The 15,872-nt window shown below is 69.9% G+C and carries 10 protein-coding genes and 2 pseudogenes; 2 read left to right on the forward strand and 10 right to left on the reverse strand.

The genetic code is table 11. The annotated features are described in order from the left end of the window. Positions 1-74 precede the first annotated feature (74 nt). The 9 genes and pseudogenes from mraY to dinB form a co-directional block, all read right to left on the reverse strand. Positions 75-1,162 (reverse strand): annotated as a pseudogene (gene mraY, locus CWT12_RS07820) (phospho-N-acetylmuramoyl-pentapeptide-transferase). Further along, positions 1,159-2,634 (reverse strand): UDP-N-acetylmuramoyl-tripeptide--D-alanyl-D-alanine ligase, encoded by a 1,476-nt coding sequence (locus CWT12_RS07825; protein WP_161924361.1) that lies wholly within the window; start codon positions 2,632-2,634, stop codon positions 1,159-1,161. Before CWT12_RS07825 ends, mraY begins: the two are co-directional and overlap by 4 nt. Beyond that, the gene (locus tag CWT12_RS07830) at positions 2,631-4,256 is read right to left on the reverse strand and encodes a UDP-N-acetylmuramoyl-L-alanyl-D-glutamate--2,6-diaminopimelate ligase (RefSeq protein WP_161924362.1); all 1,626 of its coding nucleotides are present in this window, start codon (positions 4,254-4,256) and stop codon (positions 2,631-2,633) included. The genes CWT12_RS07825 and CWT12_RS07830 overlap by 4 nt, the downstream gene beginning before the upstream one ends. Before the next feature lie 73 nt (positions 4,257-4,329). Beyond that, the gene (locus tag CWT12_RS07835; RefSeq protein ID WP_161925373.1) at positions 4,330-6,114 is read right to left on the reverse strand and encodes a peptidoglycan D,D-transpeptidase FtsI family protein; all 1,785 of its coding nucleotides are present in this window, start codon (positions 6,112-6,114) and stop codon (positions 4,330-4,332) included. A 38-nt stretch (positions 6,115-6,152) separates the two neighbouring features. Next, complete coding sequence (locus CWT12_RS13970) at positions 6,153-6,641, reverse strand: hypothetical protein (protein WP_237564088.1); 489 nt, start codon at positions 6,639-6,641, stop codon at positions 6,153-6,155. Further along, entirely contained in the window at positions 6,638-7,702 is a 1,065-nt protein-coding gene (gene rsmH / locus CWT12_RS07845) for a 16S rRNA (cytosine(1402)-N(4))-methyltransferase RsmH (RefSeq protein WP_161924363.1), read from the reverse strand. The genes CWT12_RS13970 and rsmH overlap by 4 nt, the downstream gene beginning before the upstream one ends. Positions 7,703-7,981: 279 nt before the next feature. After that, a complete protein-coding gene (gene mraZ / locus CWT12_RS07850) occupies positions 7,982-8,413 on the reverse strand; it encodes a division/cell wall cluster transcriptional repressor MraZ (RefSeq protein WP_161924364.1) in 432 nt (143 codons plus the stop codon). Positions 8,414-9,018: 605 nt separating this feature from the next. Beyond that, positions 9,019-9,393, reverse strand: coding sequence for a DUF3040 domain-containing protein (locus tag CWT12_RS07855; protein WP_161924365.1), 375 nt, complete (start codon positions 9,391-9,393; stop codon positions 9,019-9,021). A gap of 252 nt (positions 9,394-9,645) precedes the next feature. Continuing rightward, positions 9,646-10,893, reverse strand: coding sequence for a DNA polymerase IV (gene dinB / locus CWT12_RS07860; RefSeq protein WP_161924366.1), 1,248 nt, complete (start codon positions 10,891-10,893; stop codon positions 9,646-9,648). Between the two features lie 172 nt (positions 10,894-11,065). On the opposite strand from dinB, the gene CWT12_RS07865 reads away from it, so the two are divergent. Continuing rightward, positions 11,066-11,818, forward strand: a complete 753-nt coding sequence (locus CWT12_RS07865; RefSeq protein ID WP_161925375.1) for a spermidine synthase — start codon at positions 11,066-11,068, stop codon at positions 11,816-11,818. Positions 11,819-11,845: 27 nt separating this feature from the next. Here CWT12_RS07865 and CWT12_RS07870 read toward each other — a convergent pair. Then, positions 11,846-12,762 (reverse strand): annotated as a pseudogene (locus CWT12_RS07870) (PAC2 family protein). 481 nt (positions 12,763-13,243) lie between these two features. On the opposite strand from CWT12_RS07870, the gene CWT12_RS07875 reads away from it, so the two are divergent. Further along, positions 13,244-15,784 (forward strand): HelD family protein, encoded by a 2,541-nt coding sequence (locus CWT12_RS07875; protein WP_237564089.1) that lies wholly within the window; start codon positions 13,244-13,246, stop codon positions 15,782-15,784. Positions 15,785-15,872 lie beyond the last annotated feature (88 nt).

Raw genomic sequence — 15,872 nt, forward strand, 5'->3', positions numbered from 1 at the left:
GACCTCCACTTCGCGGGTGACTGCTGGCGGCGCCGCGGCCCCTCGAGCTGGGCCCACGACGCTCGTGATCCCGATCAGGAAACCAGGTACTCGGCGTAGAACAGGCCCAGCCCGAGCACTACGCACACGCCCGTGATGATCCAGAAGCGGATGACCACATTGACCTCGGTCCAGCCGCCCAGCTCGAAATGGTGGTGCAGCGGGGCCATGCGGAATACGCGTTTGCCGGTGGACTTGAAGGACACCACCTGGATGATGTCGCTCATGACCTCGGCTACGAACAGCCCGCCGATGAGCACCGCCAGGAACTCGGTGCGAGTCAGAATCGACAATCCCGCCACGGCGCCGCCCAGGGCGAGCGAGCCGGTATCCCCCATGAAGATCTTGGCAGGGGAGGCATTCCACCACAGGAAGCCGAAGCAGGCGCCCATAAGCGCCGCCGCGATCATGGCCATGTCACGCGGATCCCGGGTCTGGTAGCACAGTGTGGCCACCACGTCGCCGTGGCCGTAGGTGCAGGACTGGTTGGTCTGCCACACGCCGATGAGCGTGTAGGCGGCGAACACCACGGCGGAGGAGCCGGCGGCCAGGCCGTCCAGCCCGTCGGTGAGGTTGACGGCGTTAGACCAGGCGGTAATGAGGAAGTTCGACCAGATGGTGAACAGGATGATGCCGCCGACGGCGCCGGCGAAGGCCAGGTCCAGGCTCGAGTCCCTGGCGAAGGAGATGCGGGTGGAGGCTGGGGTGAGCCCGTTGCGGTTAGCGAAGTTCAGCGCCGCTACCGAGAAGGTGATGCCGATGAACGCCTGGCCGAGGATCTTCTGCCAGGGGCTGAGCCCCAAGGAGCGCTGCTTGGAGATCTTCTCGAAGTCATCCAGGAAGCCGATGAGCCCGAGCCCCATGATGAGGAACAGCAGCAGCACGCCGCTGGTGTGTGGGGTACGCAGCTCAATCAGATTACCCACGGCGTATCCGAGCACCGTGGCGATGATGATTACCAGTCCCCCATCGTGGGCGTGCCACGCTTGGTGAAGTGCCCCTGGGGACCGTCCTGCCGAATGAACTGTCCGTATTCGCGTTTGTGGAGGAAGCGGATCAGCAGCGGCGTGCCGAGGAGCGTGGTCAGCAAGCCAACCGCCGCAGAGACCAGGATTGCTGTCATTGGACGTCCCTCTCCTTCAAACTGTCCCTGAGGTGGTCTGCCACGCGCCAGGCGCCCGACCCATTGGACCCCTTGACCAGGACGACGTCGCCATCGCGCAGCGGGCCGTCCGGTGAGTCCAGAGCCGCAAGGACCGCATCGGCGTCGGCGAACTCGAGCGTGCTCACCCCGGCGGCGCGGGCCGCGGCCGCGGCTGGGGCGGCACCGGGTCCGACGGTGACCAGCAGCGCGACACCCGTGTCAGCGGCCAATTCTCCGGTACGGGCGTGATCCCGCACAGAGGATTCACCCAGCTCCAGCATCTCCGAGATGATGGCGACTCGGCGCCGGCCGCCGGCCAGGGAGCCGAGCGACTCGAAGGCGGCGGTCATGGAGTCTATGTTGGCGTTGTATGCATCGTCGATCAGCAGCAGGTTCCGCCCCAGGACAGTCACATCCATCCGGTGGGGACTCTCCAGGCGGGCCTGGGTGAGCTGGGCGGCGATGTGCTCGGGTGCAGCTCCGGCAGCCAGGGCCAGGCCCGCAGCAGCCAGGGCGTTGGCGACGTTGTGCGCACCAGGCACGGCCAGGCGCACCCTGCGCGGCCCGTCCAGACCGGGCAGGTACAGGTCGAAGACGGCGTGCGCGTCGGCGTCGAGCGTGACCTCCTGTGCCCGCACATCGGCCTGAGCCGTGCCTGAGGCGGAAAACGCCAGCGCTGCGGGAGCCAGCTGCGCCATGGCCGCAGTACGGGGGTCGTCCAGGTTGAGCACGGCTGTCCCCGTGGGCAGCAGGCCGCGGACGATTTCCGCCTTGGCCCGGGCGACTCCCTCCACCGAGCCGAAGCCCTCCATATGGGCATGGCCGACCATCAGCACGGCGGCGGCGTCAAGCGGGGCAATGTCTGTCAGGTAGGCGATGTGCCCGGGTGCGGACGCGCCCATCTCCAGCACCAGGAAGCGCGTATCGGCATCGGCCTCCAGGACCGTAAGCGGCAGGCCGATCTCGTTGTTGAAGGAGGCCACCGGGGCGACGGTGGGGGCCTGCGCGGCCAGCAGCTGGCGGGTCAGGTCCTTGGTGGTGGTCTTTCCCACCGAACCGGTGACGGCGACGACGGTCAGCGCGCCGCCGCGCTGTACCGCCCGACGGCGCAGGTCGGCGAGGTGCTCGCGGGCCAGTGCCCCGAGCGCCGCCACGGTGTCCGGCACGACGATCAGCGGCAGCTCCGCTCCGGCGGCGCTCAGGGACGCGCGGGCGGCGGAGATATCACTGACCAGGGCTGCGGCGGCTCCGGCGGTGGCTGCCGCACCGACGTGGGCGTGCCCGTCGGTGCGCTCGCCGGCCAGGGCGACGAACAAGGCCCCGGGGCCGGCTCGGCGGGAGTCCGTAACTACCGCGCCGGCGGCCGCCGCATCCACTGCGGGAGCGGCGTCGGCCGGCACCAGCGCGCCCTGCGTGAAGGCGGCGATCTCGGTCAGGGGACGGTCGATCATGCGCTCTCCCCCCACTTGGCGAGGACCGCCTCCCGCATGACGGGAGCATCGTTGTACCGGATGAATTCGTCGGCGATCTCCAGGAACGGCTCATGGCCCTTGCCGGTCACGATCACCGTGTCCTGCGGACCGCACAGCTCGACGCCGCGGCGTACCGCATCACCCCGCCAGCTGGTGATCTCCTCCACGTCGTGCAGGTCTGGGCGCACGGCACGCACGCCCTCCAGGATGGCGTCACGGATCGACTGCGGGTCCTCACTGCGGGGGTTCTCGTCGGTGACCACTAGCACATCGGCCAGCCTGGCGCAGACCTCGCCCAGCATGGGCCGCTTGCCGCGGTCGCGGTCGCCGTCGGAGCCGAATACCACGATGAGGCGCCCCGGGGTGATCTGCCGCACTGCCTTGAGGGTCAGCTCCATGGCGTCGGGAGTGTGGGCGAAGTCCACGATGCAGGTGCCGCGCACGCCGTCGCGCTGGCTGATGCGCTGCATGCGGCCGGGGATGTTGTGGGCGGTGGCCAGTGCCGCCACCGCGGTTTCGGACGGTACGCCGGCACGGATCGCCATGACCAGGGCGAGGGCGGCGTTCTGGACGTTCACGAGTCCGGGCAGCGGGCAGGCGGCGCTGATGGCCTCGCCGGCAGGGCCGTGCAGGGTGAAGGTGGTGGCGGAGTCAGTCATGGACACGGCGGCGTCGCTGACCCACCAGTCGGTGCCGTCCGGCGCTGTGCCTGCCGCGCCATCTGCGTAGGCGCGCACCCGGTCCACCGGGATCCGCCCGGCTGCCGCGATGCGTCCGGCCAGCTGCGCACCCCACTCGTCGTCGACGCAGATGACGGCGCGGCGTGCGTGCTCGGGGGTGAACAACTGCGCCTTGGCATCCAAGTACTCCGGCATGGTCTGGTGGAAGTCCAGGTGATCACGCTGGAGGTTGGTGAATCCGGCTACGTCCACGACGAGCCCGTCCAGGCGGTGCAGCACGATGGCGTGGCTGGAGGCCTCCAGGCTGGCGGCCCCCACGCCCTGCTCGGCGGCCAGGGCCAGCATGCGCTGCAGCACGGGTGCCTCGACGGTGGTGCGGGGCGACTCCACTGATATATCACCCACACTCAGCTCCACGGTTCCGGCGACCATGCAGGCACCCCGGTGTGCGGTCATGATTGCGTCCAGGAAGTAGGAGGTCGTGGTCTTGCCGTTGGTTCCGGTGACGGCGGTGGTGAGCAGCTGCGTGGCCGGCTGGTGGTAGACCGCCGCCGCCAGCGGCCCCACGACGGCGCGCGGATCGGGGTGGACCAGCACCGGGGTACCGGGGCAGTCCGCATGTACCATGGCGGCACCCGCCGAGTCGGTGAGCACCGCAACCGCGCCTGCGGCGACTGCCTGTGGGGCGTAGGCCGCGCCATGGGTCCTGAATCCCGGCAGCGCCGCGAAGAGCTCGCCTGCGGCCACATCCGCAGAATCTACGCTGACGCCAACGATCTCCAGCCCGTCGACGCTGTCCACACCGCCGTCCTCACGGGTTGCGGGGGTCAGTGAGAAGGTACGCGCGAGGTCGCTGAGGGTGGTGGGTGCGCACCGTTGCGGGCGCAGCCGGGCGGCCGACTCGTAAGCGTGGTTGCTCATAGGACCCCAATCTATCGTGACAGGACGGTTACGACCGCCGGGCGTCGGGCGACACGTGCCAGGACGAGGGTACTCATCCTTCCTCACCTGCGCTCTCGCCCTGGCCGGCCGCGACGACGGCGTCCGCCTCGGCTGCGGCCTGAGCGGCGATGACGCTGGGGTCCGGGGCGATGCCCAGGGTATGCATCGCAGCCAGGGCGACCTTGCGGAACACCGGCGCGGAGACGGTGCCACCGTAGGTGCCGTCCGGGCGATAGACGATAACGGCGACAGCGATGGCCGGGTCACGTGCCGGAGTGAAGCCGACGAAGGAGGCGACCGTGCCGTCCTCGGTGAGGATCTCCGTGGTACCGGTCTTGCCCGCAACCAGGTAGCCGTCGATGGAGGCCGCCTCGGCGGTCCCGCCCTCCTGCGTGACACCGATGAGCATGTCCGTCAGCGTCTGCGCAGTCGCCTCACTGATCACGCGCTCTCCCTGGGGCGTGTCCTGCATGATCTCGTTGCCCTCGGCGTCGATCCACGCGTCCACCACGCGCGGGGCCACGCGCACGCCCTTATTGGCGACCGTGGCGAGCACCTGCACGGCCTGCAGGGCGGTGCCGGCGATTCCCTGGCCGAACATGGTGGTGTAGCGGGTGCGGTCATCCCAGTCCGAGCTCGCGCTGAGGATGCCGGCCGACTCGGCGGGCATCTCGATCCCGGTGACCTGCCCGTAGCCGAACCGCCTGAGGTAGTCGTAGCGCACCTGGTCGTCTAGCTGCTCGCCGATCTGGACGGTGCCGACGTTGGAGGACTCGGCCAGCACTCCGGCGGATGTGAGCGTCTGGGTATCGTGGTAGTGCGAGTCGCGGAAGGTCTGCCCGTTGGCCGCGGTCCAGGTGTAGGGAACCGTCCAGGTGTCCTGCGGATCCATGGTGCCCTCCTCAAGGGCGGCCGCGAACGTGATCACCTTGCCCACACTCCCGGGCTCGAAGATCGCCTGCACACTGCGCGCGTTACGCGACTCCTCCGGAGTGGCCCCCGGATCGGAGGGGTTCACGGCACCGGAGTCGGCGAGCACGAGCAGCTTGCCGGTGGCGGGCTCCATTACCACCACGCAGCCCCAGTCGGCTCCCTGCGCCTGGACCACCTCGTCAATGGCGTCCTGGGCGATCGCCTGCAAGTCAGGATTGATGGTGGTACGCACCGCCGTTCCCGCCGTGGCCGGCACCTCCTCCTGCCTGCCGGTGGGGATGATCGCCCCGAGCTTGCCGACTTCCACGCTCCCCTTCCCATTGGTTCCGGTAAGGGCGTCGTTCTGGGTTAGCTCCAGTCCAGCGGTGCCGACGAGGACGCGCCCCTCGTCCTCCTGGGTGTACCCCAGGACATTGCCTGCGACGGAACCCGCAGGGTAAGTGCGCCGGGTGCGCTGATCCGGCTCCACCCCGGGGATAGCCAAGGCATTGATCCGCCGCCAGGTGTCCGGGGCGACGGCCTCGGCAATGATGGCGTAGGTGGATTCCCCCACCATCATGGCACCCAGCTCTTGAGCGTCCAGCTCCAGAATCTCCGCTATCTGCTCCGCTGCGGCCGCTGCTCCATGACCGACGAGCTCACTGACGGTCTGTCCCGTATCGGGGTCGGTACGTTCCTCCCAGCGCTCGTACTGGGCAATCTTCACCTGGTTCACGCCGATGTCGTAGGAGACTGCGGATGAGGCCAGGATCGTGCCGTCGCGGCCGAGAATGTCACCCCGGGGGGCGCGATTGACCCAGGTCACAGTACGTTCGGCCTGGGCCTGGGCAGCCAGCTCCGGGCCCCGCACCATTTGTAGCCAGGTTGTCCTGGCCGCCAGCGTCCCGAATCCTGCCAGCCCCATGAACTGCAGCAGACGACGCCTACTCGGGTTGACCGGGTTCACTTGGCCTCGTCCGCCTCGCCCGCCTCGGCGGGCGCGCCGCCCGCCAGGGTGGAGTCGGACAGGTCGATGACTCCGGGTGCTGCGGCCGGGACCATGCCCAGTTTCGCCGCCCTTGCCGCCAACGTGTCCGCGGCCGAGGCCTCTTGCACGTCTGCGCGTACGGTTTCTATGTGGTCGCGCAGAACGTTGAGCTCAACCTGCGCGGTCTTCATCTTGTACGCGGTATCCGCCATCCGGGCGTTGAGCAGCATGGTTGATACCAGGGCGCATGCGAGAATACCGATCACCAGTGCCAGAAACGGCAGGGTGCGCGGCGAGGGCGCAATGCCCCGCACCACCCGCAGCTCGGGTCGGCCGGAGCTCTCGGCTGCGGGGCGCGTCTGCGGAGCACCCCTGCGGGCTGCCCGCGCGGTGGCACCGTCGGTCAGTGAGCGCCAGGACGGATTGGCCGTGGCGCTCCGGCGAACCTTGGCTGCGGTGGTCATCGGCAGTTCCTTCCTCGTGTGTTTCCGGCTGGGGCATATGCGTCATGGTTTGGGGCAGGAGCCTGGCCGACGGGCCGGGTGCGCACGGCAGCCCGTAGCCGGACGGAGGCGCTGCGGGGGTTGGCCTCCAACTCGGCTGCGTCAGCCTTCTGGGCACCGTGCGTGAGTAGCTCCAGGTAGGGCTGCAGATCGTCCGGGACGACGGGCAGGTCGGCCGGCGCCCCCGAGGTGGCGCCGGCCGCCAGCACCCGCTTGACGATGCGGTCCTCAAGGCTCTGGTATGACTCGACCACCAGGCGGCCGCCTACCCGCAGGCTGTTCAGCGCCCGGGGCAGGGCGCGTTCCAGTAGCTGGAGTTCGCCATTGACGGCGATCCGCAGCGCCTGGAAGGTGCGCTTCGCGGGGTGGCCGCCGCGCCGACGGGCGGCGGCGGGGATGCTCGCGCGCACCAGCTCGGACAACTCGGCGGTGCTGGTTACGGGGCTGCCGGCGCTGCGACGTCTCACTATGGCTGCGGCGATACGCGCCGCGAAGCGCTCCTCGCCGTAGTCACGCAGGATGCGCGTGAGCTCTTGCTCATCGGCAGTGTCCACGATGTCCTGGGCCGTGCGACCGGCTGACTGGTCCATGCGCATGTCCAGCGGGGCCGGGTGGGCGTAGGAGAAGCCGCGGTCGGCGTCGTCGAGCTGGAGGGAGGACACCCCCAGGTCCATCAGGACTGCGTCAACCGTTCCGTCCGGGCGCCGGGAGGCTTCGGCGGCGATTGCGTCGACGGCGTCGTACGTGGCCCGTACGGCACGGAACCGGTGACCGAAACGCGCCAACCTCGCCGAGGCAAGCGCGATGGCCTGAGGATCCCGGTCAATACCCACCAGTGTCAGCTGCGGAAAGCGCTCCAGGGCGCCCTCGGCGTGCCCACCCATCCCGAGCGTGCAATCGATCATGACCGGCTCGGGGACGGTGAACGCTGGTGCAAGCAGTTCCAGGCAGCGTCCCAGTAGGACGGGCGTGTGGTGGTCGGCCGCGGCGGCCGCCTGCCCGTCCGCAGGGGTGTTGCTCACGAGTGTCCTCCTTCCGGCCGGTAGTCGGTGCGGCGGCGTTACGACTGTCGCGGCGCCGCATGCACGGGCGTGTAAGTGGTGTTGGCTGCTCGGGACGCCGTCTACCGGCTCCGTCCTGCCAGGACTCCTCCCGCGGGTTCCGGCGCCGGGGAAGAGGCGTCGGACGCTGCGGCGGGCGGAGACCTCACGGAACGGAACCCGTATCCGGCAGTCCCCGGGCACCGGGAGGCAACAGCCCTCCCGCGTGCCCTGATGGCTCTATGAACTTGTGGCATCGGGTCAGAAGAACCCGGGAATGATCTCCTCCGCGGTATCGGCGAAGACCTGCTCCTGGGCGGCCAAGTAGGTCTCCCAGGCCCCCGCGTCCCAGATCTCCACGCGCGCGCCGGCGCCGATAACCGCCAAGTCGCGTCCGAGCCCGGCATAGGCGCGCAGCGGTGCGGGGATCGTGATACGTCCCTGCTTGTCGGGAATCTGCGAATCGGCGCCCGAGAGCATGACGCGCACGTAGTCGCGCGCCTGCTTCTGCGCCAGGGGAGCCTCGCGGAGCTGGGCGTACATGCGCTCGAACTCAGCGGCGGTGAAGGCGTAGATGCAGTGCTCTTGGCCACGGGTGAGGATCACTCCCCCGGCAAGCTCCTCACGAAACTTGGCCGGGAGTATGAGCCGTCCCTTGTCATCGAGGCGGGGAGCGTGGGTGCCCAGGAACACCGGACCTCACTCCTCTCCCCTCGACGACCGGTGCGCCCCACATTACTCCACTTCCCTCCCCTTTCTTCCACAATGCGGCCGCAAACCGGGGTCACGATCGCGTCGCCCCTGTCGAGGACCCATGGTTTTCCCTGGAATTTCAGCAGTGGTGGGAGGTGGGGGACAGTGGAGGAAAATACGCGCGGCGTGGCGGGAGGCAGAGCGCCGACGTCGATGCGGTCCGGCCGACGCGCGTGGTCCGGGCGGATTCGCGCCCGCGGCCCAGGCGCGGGGCCGGGCGCTGGCTGCGCGGCGGAGCAACGGGCGCATCCGCTGCGCGGCGAACGTGTGCCCCGCGCAGGACGGCACTGTGGAATCACAGTGAAATCACAGTGGAATACGGCCCCGGACAATGACGGGTGGAGGGCAGCCGGTGGAGGAAAGTGGAGGGGCCGATGGGGCAGTTAACCGACACCTGCTATGCCTGGCCCGCTCGAACCGTGCCGACGGCAGCGGACGACGCCGATGTCGTCCGCGCAGCTAGCGCCGTCCCCGGCGTGGGGGTCCTGGTCGCGCCTGACTACTGGTGCCGGCCCCGGTGTGCGTGCGGTGGCCGGGCAACCGCGTTAGTTCTGTCCGTCGCGTCGCCTGTCCCAGCGCTCGGACTGGCGCTGCATGAAGGATGAGCGTCCGGCGCTGCGGGGAGTCTTCGGCTCCCCAGCACCACCGCGCGTGAGCATAAGCGTGACGCCCCACACGGCCAGGGCGAAGCCGAGCACCCCCAGCGCTATGGAGACGACGTCGTTGCCGATGGCAACACCGGCGATGACCACCGCCAAGCCGACCAGCAGCAGCGCAACTCCAGCACCGATACGGCGGGGCGAGGGCCGACGCAATGTCGTGTCGGCATGCTGCATGGTCTCAGCCAGCGACGGGTCCTCGTCATTGAGTTGTTCCTCCAGATCGCGGAGCACCTGCTGCTCACGTTCCGACAATGCCATGGCACGCCTCCCTTCCGCTTATGGGCTGAAACGAACAACCGGATGGATCGCCTCGGCCACCACCCACGAACGATATCCAGGATAAGCGGTTGTCGTCTCGGGAAGAAAACCGGAGCGTCCCTATACCTGGGCAACAGCATCCGGGACCTGGTTCTTCCCGCCGTTGCGGTGGACGCGGGAAGCCTGCCGAGCCCGGGAGGCACGCTGGGGCAACGCGGCCACGCACCCCGGGCACGCGTGGAGGGGCTGAGATCAGCCCTCGGGACCGACGGCGGGGCCTGCGGACCCGGGCCGCGCCAGCAGACTGGCGGGCGCCAGCGCGCTTGTCCCCCAGCGCCTGCGCACGGCATCGGCCGTACGTTCGGGGGCGCCTCGCCGCGGGTCGTCGTCGAGCAGCAGCTGAACCCCGTCACCGGCGCGGGAAAGGCCCTCGACCCGCACCCCGAGGAGGCGGAAGCCGCCTCCCGGGGTGGGTAGTGCGGTGAACAGGTCTTCAACCACTGCAAACAGGTCACGCGCCAGGTCCGTGGGCGCCGCCATGGTGCGCGACCGGGTGACGGTCTTGAAGTCGGCGCCTCGGGCCTTGAGCACCACGACTTTCCCGCGCAGCCCGCCGGCCCGCAGCCGCGCGGCGCACTGGTGGGACTGGTCTAGTAGGACCCGGCGGGCGTGCTCGCGATCGGTGATGTTGTCGAAGAACGTCGATTCAGTCCCAACCGATTTCTCCTCTCGCTGCGCAGTCACCGGCCGCGGGTCGATACCGTGGGACAGGTCGTGCAGGTGGCGCGCGGCCGCGGGCCCGAGGATGCGCTCGAGCCTACGCACGTCTGTGGCGGCCAGTTGCCGGACATCCTTGATCCCCCAGCGGCCGAGAGCCTCGGCGCTCTTCTCCCCCACCCCCCACATGGCGCCGACCGGCAGCACGTTCAGGAAGGCCTGCGTGGCGTCCGCCGGTATGAGTAGCAGGCCGTCGGGCTTGGCATGCGCTGAGGCGAGCTTCGCCACGAACTTGGTAGCGGCAATCCCGACCGATGCGGGCACGCCCACGCGTCCCCGCACCTCCCGCCGAATCCAGTGACCGATGGCGACCGGGGAGCCCATACGGCGGCGGGCGCCGGACACGTCCAGGAAGGCCTCGTCCACGCTGACCCGCTCGAGCACGGGCGTGACCTCGCCGAGGATGCTCATGACGTCCCGCGAGACAGCGGAGTACAGGCCGTGCCGCACCGGCAGTACCACGGCCTGGGGGCAGCGGCGTAGGGCCTCATTCATGGGCATTGCCGAGCTGACTCCGAAGGCCCTGGCCTCGTAAGAGGCCGCGGAGACCACACCGCGCCCGTCACGTCCCCCGACGATGACCGGCCGCCCGGACAGCTCAGGATGCTCCAGCAGCTCTACCGAGGCGAAGAAGGCGTCCATGTCCACGTGCAGGATGGGGGTGGCGGAGTCGTCCTCACCCCAGGAACGGCGCGCAGCGTCAGCCCGTGGTGCCCTGCTCATGCCCGTCTCCTCTCCGCGCGCCCGCCCCACCAGCCCGGAAGCGGCACGACGGTGTACTACCAGGCCACGATAACGTGCCCCTGTGACACGCGGTCAATCCTCATCCCGCACCCGCGCCGGGCGCCGCGGCAGGCAGCGCCCGCCCCGGGTCCTGGACCTGCCCGTCGGGCCCATCCGAACCTCCTGCGCAACCGCACAGCTGGAGGTACGTGACACGGGGGTCCTCCTGCTCCTGGACGGGACCGAGTCATCCTGGATCGACTTGCGCGACCCGACGCACCTGGACTTTGAGTACCTTCAGCAGATGGATGCGGTCCTGTCCGCTCTCCGCGGGCCGACGGCGCCCGTGCGCGCAGTGCACCTGGGCGGCGCCGGATGCGCTCTGGCACGCGCATGGGACGCCGCCCGCCCCGGTTCGGAGCAGCTGGCGGTGGAGATCGACGCTATTCTGGCGAGCAAGGTGCGTGAGTGGTTCGACCTGCCCCGCGCTCCGCGCCTGCGCATCCGCGTGGGCGATGCGGCGCTGGCGGTGGGAACGCTGCGCCCCGGCGAGTGGGACGTCGTGGTGCGCGACGTGTTCGCCGGCGGAGCGGTTCCACCGACATGCGTCGGCCGTGACTTCCTGATGCAGTGCCGCCGGGCGCTGGCACCCGGCGGCATCTACCTGGCTAACGCCGCCTGCCCACCGCGCGCGGCCATCGCCGCGGAGCTGTCCGACCTGCACAGGGTATTCGACGCGGTGCTGGTAGTGGCCGATGCGGCCGTGGTACGCGGGCGCCGCCCGGGCAATATCGTGCTGCTCGCCCGCGCGCAGCCCTGGTCCGAGCACGAGCTCGACGCGGTGGAGCGGGCGGTGCGGCGCCTGCCGCTGCCCGTGCGCACCTGGCAGGAGGACGACCCGGCACTGCCGCAGCCGTCCTTCTGACGCGGCCCCGGACCGTAACTACTTCAGCTACTTCTGCAGCCCGTCGCCAGAGGTGTTCTCGTTCGCCTCCAGGAACGCCTCCAGACGGGCGCCGATCTCATCGGCGCTGGGCAGGTCGAGCGTTGGCGTACCCTCGAAGCTCAGGTTCTCGGTCTGCTGCAGCATGGCGTCGTACTGCGCCTCCAGCGCGGATACCACGGCGCCGACCTCGGGCTGTTGCGCCGCCTCGGCGTCGATCTCCGCCCGGTTAATGTTCGCGGCCGCCTCCAGGTCCCCCAGGGGAGGGCCAGCCCGGTGCCCTCGGCTACCGCGCGCAGTAGTGCCGCAGCACCCTGCGGGAAGTCGTCGCGGGCGATGTAGTGCGGGATGGACGCGGACAGGCCACGGGAATCGATGCCGGCCTCACCCAGCCGCAGCTCCAGGAAGGCGCTCATGGAGCCGGGCAGCTCCACCCGTCCGAACACCTCAGTCTGTGAATTGAGCTTGTCGGGCTGGGAACCGTGGATGTGCACGTAGGTGGGCCTGGTGTGCGGGATGGCCATAGGGATACCGCTGATGCCGACCGCGTGGCTGACTCCCATCGACACGGCCAAGTGGGTCACGGCGTCGGTGAACTCCTGCCAACGGTAGTCGGGCTCTGCTCCGTGGAGCAGCAGTACGTCCTCGCCCTCGTCGTCCTGGAGCAGGTCCAGGACGAGCTCAGGCATGGAGACCTCGGTGTATGTGTTGCGGTCGAAGGTCATCACCGGCCTACGCGCGCGATAGTCGATCAGGGAGTCGACGTCGAAAGTGGCCAGGCGAGTGTGGGGCAGGGTCATGATGAGCTGTTCGACGGCGAGGGAGCCGGCGTGTCCGGCGTCCATGGCGCCCTCGAAGTGGTGCAGGAGCACGCGCGGCGAGACGGGCTCCCCCGCGGGGTGCTCCACAGTGAATAGCGGTCGCATTGCTCCTCCTCTCGCGCTTTTGGCGCTCGTGTTCGTGATGCCGGCGTCACCGAGGCGGCTGCACGCCGCGCAGGTGAGGCCATGCGTCGGCTGGTGCAACATCCAGGGGCGTGCACGTGTTCCCACTCGAACGGGAGATCCGCAGCTCACCCCACCTGACTTCCCTCCTCGCGAACGGAAGGGGAGACGTGTGGATGCCGGCGCCGACGGGGAGATAATGAACGGCCCCGCGCATCGCGGATGCCGCCCCGCGCGGGCTGGGCCCGTGCCTGGCAACAACCACCGTACACGAACTACCGCAATACGCTTCCTGTCCGCCTGTTTCCGTTCCCCTCCGATCCGCGCCGCCTGGCGGCTCCCGTCCTCATCCGCCCCGAGCCAGGTCGCCACCCGACTAACACACTTCTAGCGAGGTCATGTGAGCCAGCACCACTCCACCGACTCGACCCGGTCACCGCACTCCGCAGCCCCGCATGCACCTGTGGGACCGGCGTCTGCACCGTCCGCTCGGGAGCGGGAGGTCGCCGCGGAGCAGGCAGCCGTGGACGTCGCTTACGCCGAGCTGGACCGGCAGCTGTCTCAGGCCCGCCGCTCGCTGGCCTCGACCCAGGCCCGCGGCGCAAGCGGCACGCATCAGTCCCGTGGCGAGCGCGACGCATACGCGGCTCACTACGCGGGCCTGGTCGCCTCTCTGGAGGGGGTTGAGGAGCGGCTGGTCTTCGGGCGCATGGATATGGCGCAGCCCGATGCCGACGCCGCCGAGCCCGGCGCTGACTCGGCGGCAAAGGACATGGCGAAAGACGTTGCGGCGGGCGGACGGCACTACGTGGGCCGTATCGGCTTGCAGGATGACCGCCGCCGGGAGGTCGTCCTGGACTGGCGCGCCCCCTTGTCCCGCGCCTTCTACCAGGCCACCGCCTCGGAGACGATGGGGCTGGTGCGGCGTCGGCATATCGACATGCGCGACCGCCGCGTCGTCGGGCTTGAGGACGAGCTGCTTGACGTGCATGCGGCCGCTGCGGCAGCGCTGACCGCACCCGGTGATCGGGACGCCGGTGCGAGCACCGCTGCGAGCACTGCCGCTAGCACTGTGAGCGTTGATGGGCTGCAGGGCGAGGGCGCGCTGATCGCGGCCATGTCGGCCGCCCGCGAGGGGCGCATGGGTGACATCGTCGCCACCATCCAGGCTGAGCAGGACCGGGTGGTCACCGGCGACGGCAAGGGCGTTTTGGTGGTGCAGGGCGGCCCCGGCACCGGTAAGACGGCGGTGGCCCTGCACCGGGTCGCCTACCTCTTCTACGCCGAGCGCGAGCGCCTGGAGCGCTCCGGGGTGCTGCTAGTGGGGCCCTCGCGCACCTTCCTGCGCTACGTGGAGCAGGTGCTGCCTTCGCTGGGTGAGACCGGCGTGGTCTCCACCACGTTGGCCGACCTGGTGCCCGGCGTGCACGCACGCGGTACTGAGCCGGCCGAGGTCTACGAGCTGAAGGCCCGCAGGGCGTGGGTGGATATCCTGCGCCGGGCCGTGCGTGACCTGCAGCGGGTGCCGCAGGAGCCGCGCGACATCGTGGTGCAGGGCACCCGCCTGCAGTTGTTGCCCGCGGACGTGCGCGAGGCGGCGGCCCGGGCCCGGCGCTCGGGCAAGCCCCACAACCTGGCGCGCGAGACCTTCGTGCTGTGGCTGCTGGAGAGGCTGACCGACCAGTTCGCCACCGCCACCCACCAGGATGCCGACGACGCCGATACGCGCGCCTGGATCCGGGAGGATATTCGCACCGCCCGGGACGCCCGCCGGGAGATCAACCTGTGCTGGATGCCGACGACGCCGGTGGGCTTGCTGGAGCGGCTTTGGGCGCGTCCCGAGCTGCTGCGCCGACTGGCACCAGAACTACAGGCCGACGAACGGCGCTTGCTGGAGCGGCCGGCGGGCGAGGAACTGACCGAGGCGGACGTGCCGCTGATCGATGAGCTGGCCGAGCTGCTGGGTCCTAGTGAGGATGCCGAGGCGCGCCGCGCCCGCCTGGAGGCACGGCGGCGGGAATCGCTCGTCGCCTACGCCGCCCAGGCGATCGAGTCCCAGGAGCTGGGGGGCGGCATGGTCACCGCCGAGATGCTGGCAGACAGGATGGAGGACACGGGGCCGTCCTTGACCCTGGCGGAGCGCGCCCGCGCCGATCGCAGCTGGACCTACGGGCATATCGTCGTCGACGAGGCGCAGGAGCTGGGATACATGGCTTGGCGGGCCCTGGCCCGCCGCTGCCCGGTGCGCTCCTTCACCATAGTCGGTGACCTGGCCCAGTACTCTGGCCCGAGCCGCCCGGGCTCGTGGCAGCGCGTGCTCTCGGCCCTGGGCACGCGCCCGGCCAGGCCCCGCGGCGGGCGCGGCTCACGTACGCCGCGGGCCGCGACGCCCCTGCGCGAGGAGGCACTGACGGTCTGCTACCGCACGCCGGCAACGATTATGCGGACGGCTGAGCAGGTGGCGGCCGGTCTCGGGCAGCCGGTCTCCCACCCGGTCACCTCGGTACGAGACTTGGACGACTGCCTGGCGGTGGACGACCTCTCGCGCGGGCCCGCGGCCGAGCGAGGCGATGCCGCACCCGCCGCCTGGGGGCGGGTCCTGCGCGAGGCGGTGGCGGCGGAGTCGGCCACATTGGATGCGGCTGTGGGCACAAGTGCCGGCCGTATTGCCGTGATCGCCCCGCAGCCACAGCAAGTTGCCGCCCAGCTGGCGCAGGATCCAGAGCTGGCGGCGGCGATGCAGGCGCCGGACGGCGACATCCTGCGCAGCCGCTTGGCGGTCATGGACCCGCACCTGTCCAAGGGGCTGGAGTTCGACGTCGTGGTTCTGGTTGACCCTGCAGCCATCGGGGAGGTCAGCCCCGGCGACCTGTACGTGGCGATGACGCGGCCGACGCGCCGTCTGCGGGTGGTGTCCCGGCTGCCGCTGCCGGCCGGTGTCCCGGCTGCCGCTGCCGGCCGGCCTGTAACCGGCTCACGGGCAGTACCCAGGGGGATCCTCTAGCCTGCCGCCGATCGGACCCGAGGTGAGCGGCAGACCACAGGTCGCATGCGCGTCACGCACGCACGCTCCTACGCGACCGTAGGTTACG

The sequence above is a fragment of the Actinomyces sp. 432 genome, assembly GCF_009930875.1.
Taxonomy (GTDB): Bacteria; Actinomycetota; Actinomycetes; order Actinomycetales; family Actinomycetaceae; genus Actinomyces.

What these genes read in the sequence shown, in the direction of transcription:
- CWT12_RS13970 (WP_237564088.1), bottom strand. Translation starts at nt 6,641, where the DNA reads ATGACCACCGCAGCCAAGGTTCGCCGGAGCGCCACGGCCAATCCGTCC.
- CWT12_RS07855 (WP_161924365.1), bottom strand. Translation starts at nt 9,393, where the DNA reads ATGGCATTGTCGGAACGTGAGCAGCAGGTGCTCCGCGATCTGGAGGAA.
- dinB (WP_161924366.1), bottom strand. Translation starts at nt 10,893, where the DNA reads ATGAGCAGGGCACCACGGGCTGACGCTGCGCGCCGTTCCTGGGGTGAG.
- CWT12_RS07825 (WP_161924361.1), bottom strand. Translation starts at nt 2,634, where the DNA reads ATGATCGACCGTCCCCTGACCGAGATCGCCGCCTTCACGCAGGGCGCG.
- CWT12_RS07835 (WP_161925373.1), bottom strand. Translation starts at nt 6,114, where the DNA reads ATGGGGCTGGCAGGATTCGGGACGCTGGCGGCCAGGACAACCTGGCTA.
- CWT12_RS07830 (WP_161924362.1), bottom strand. Translation starts at nt 4,256, where the DNA reads ATGAGCAACCACGCTTACGAGTCGGCCGCCCGGCTGCGCCCGCAACGG.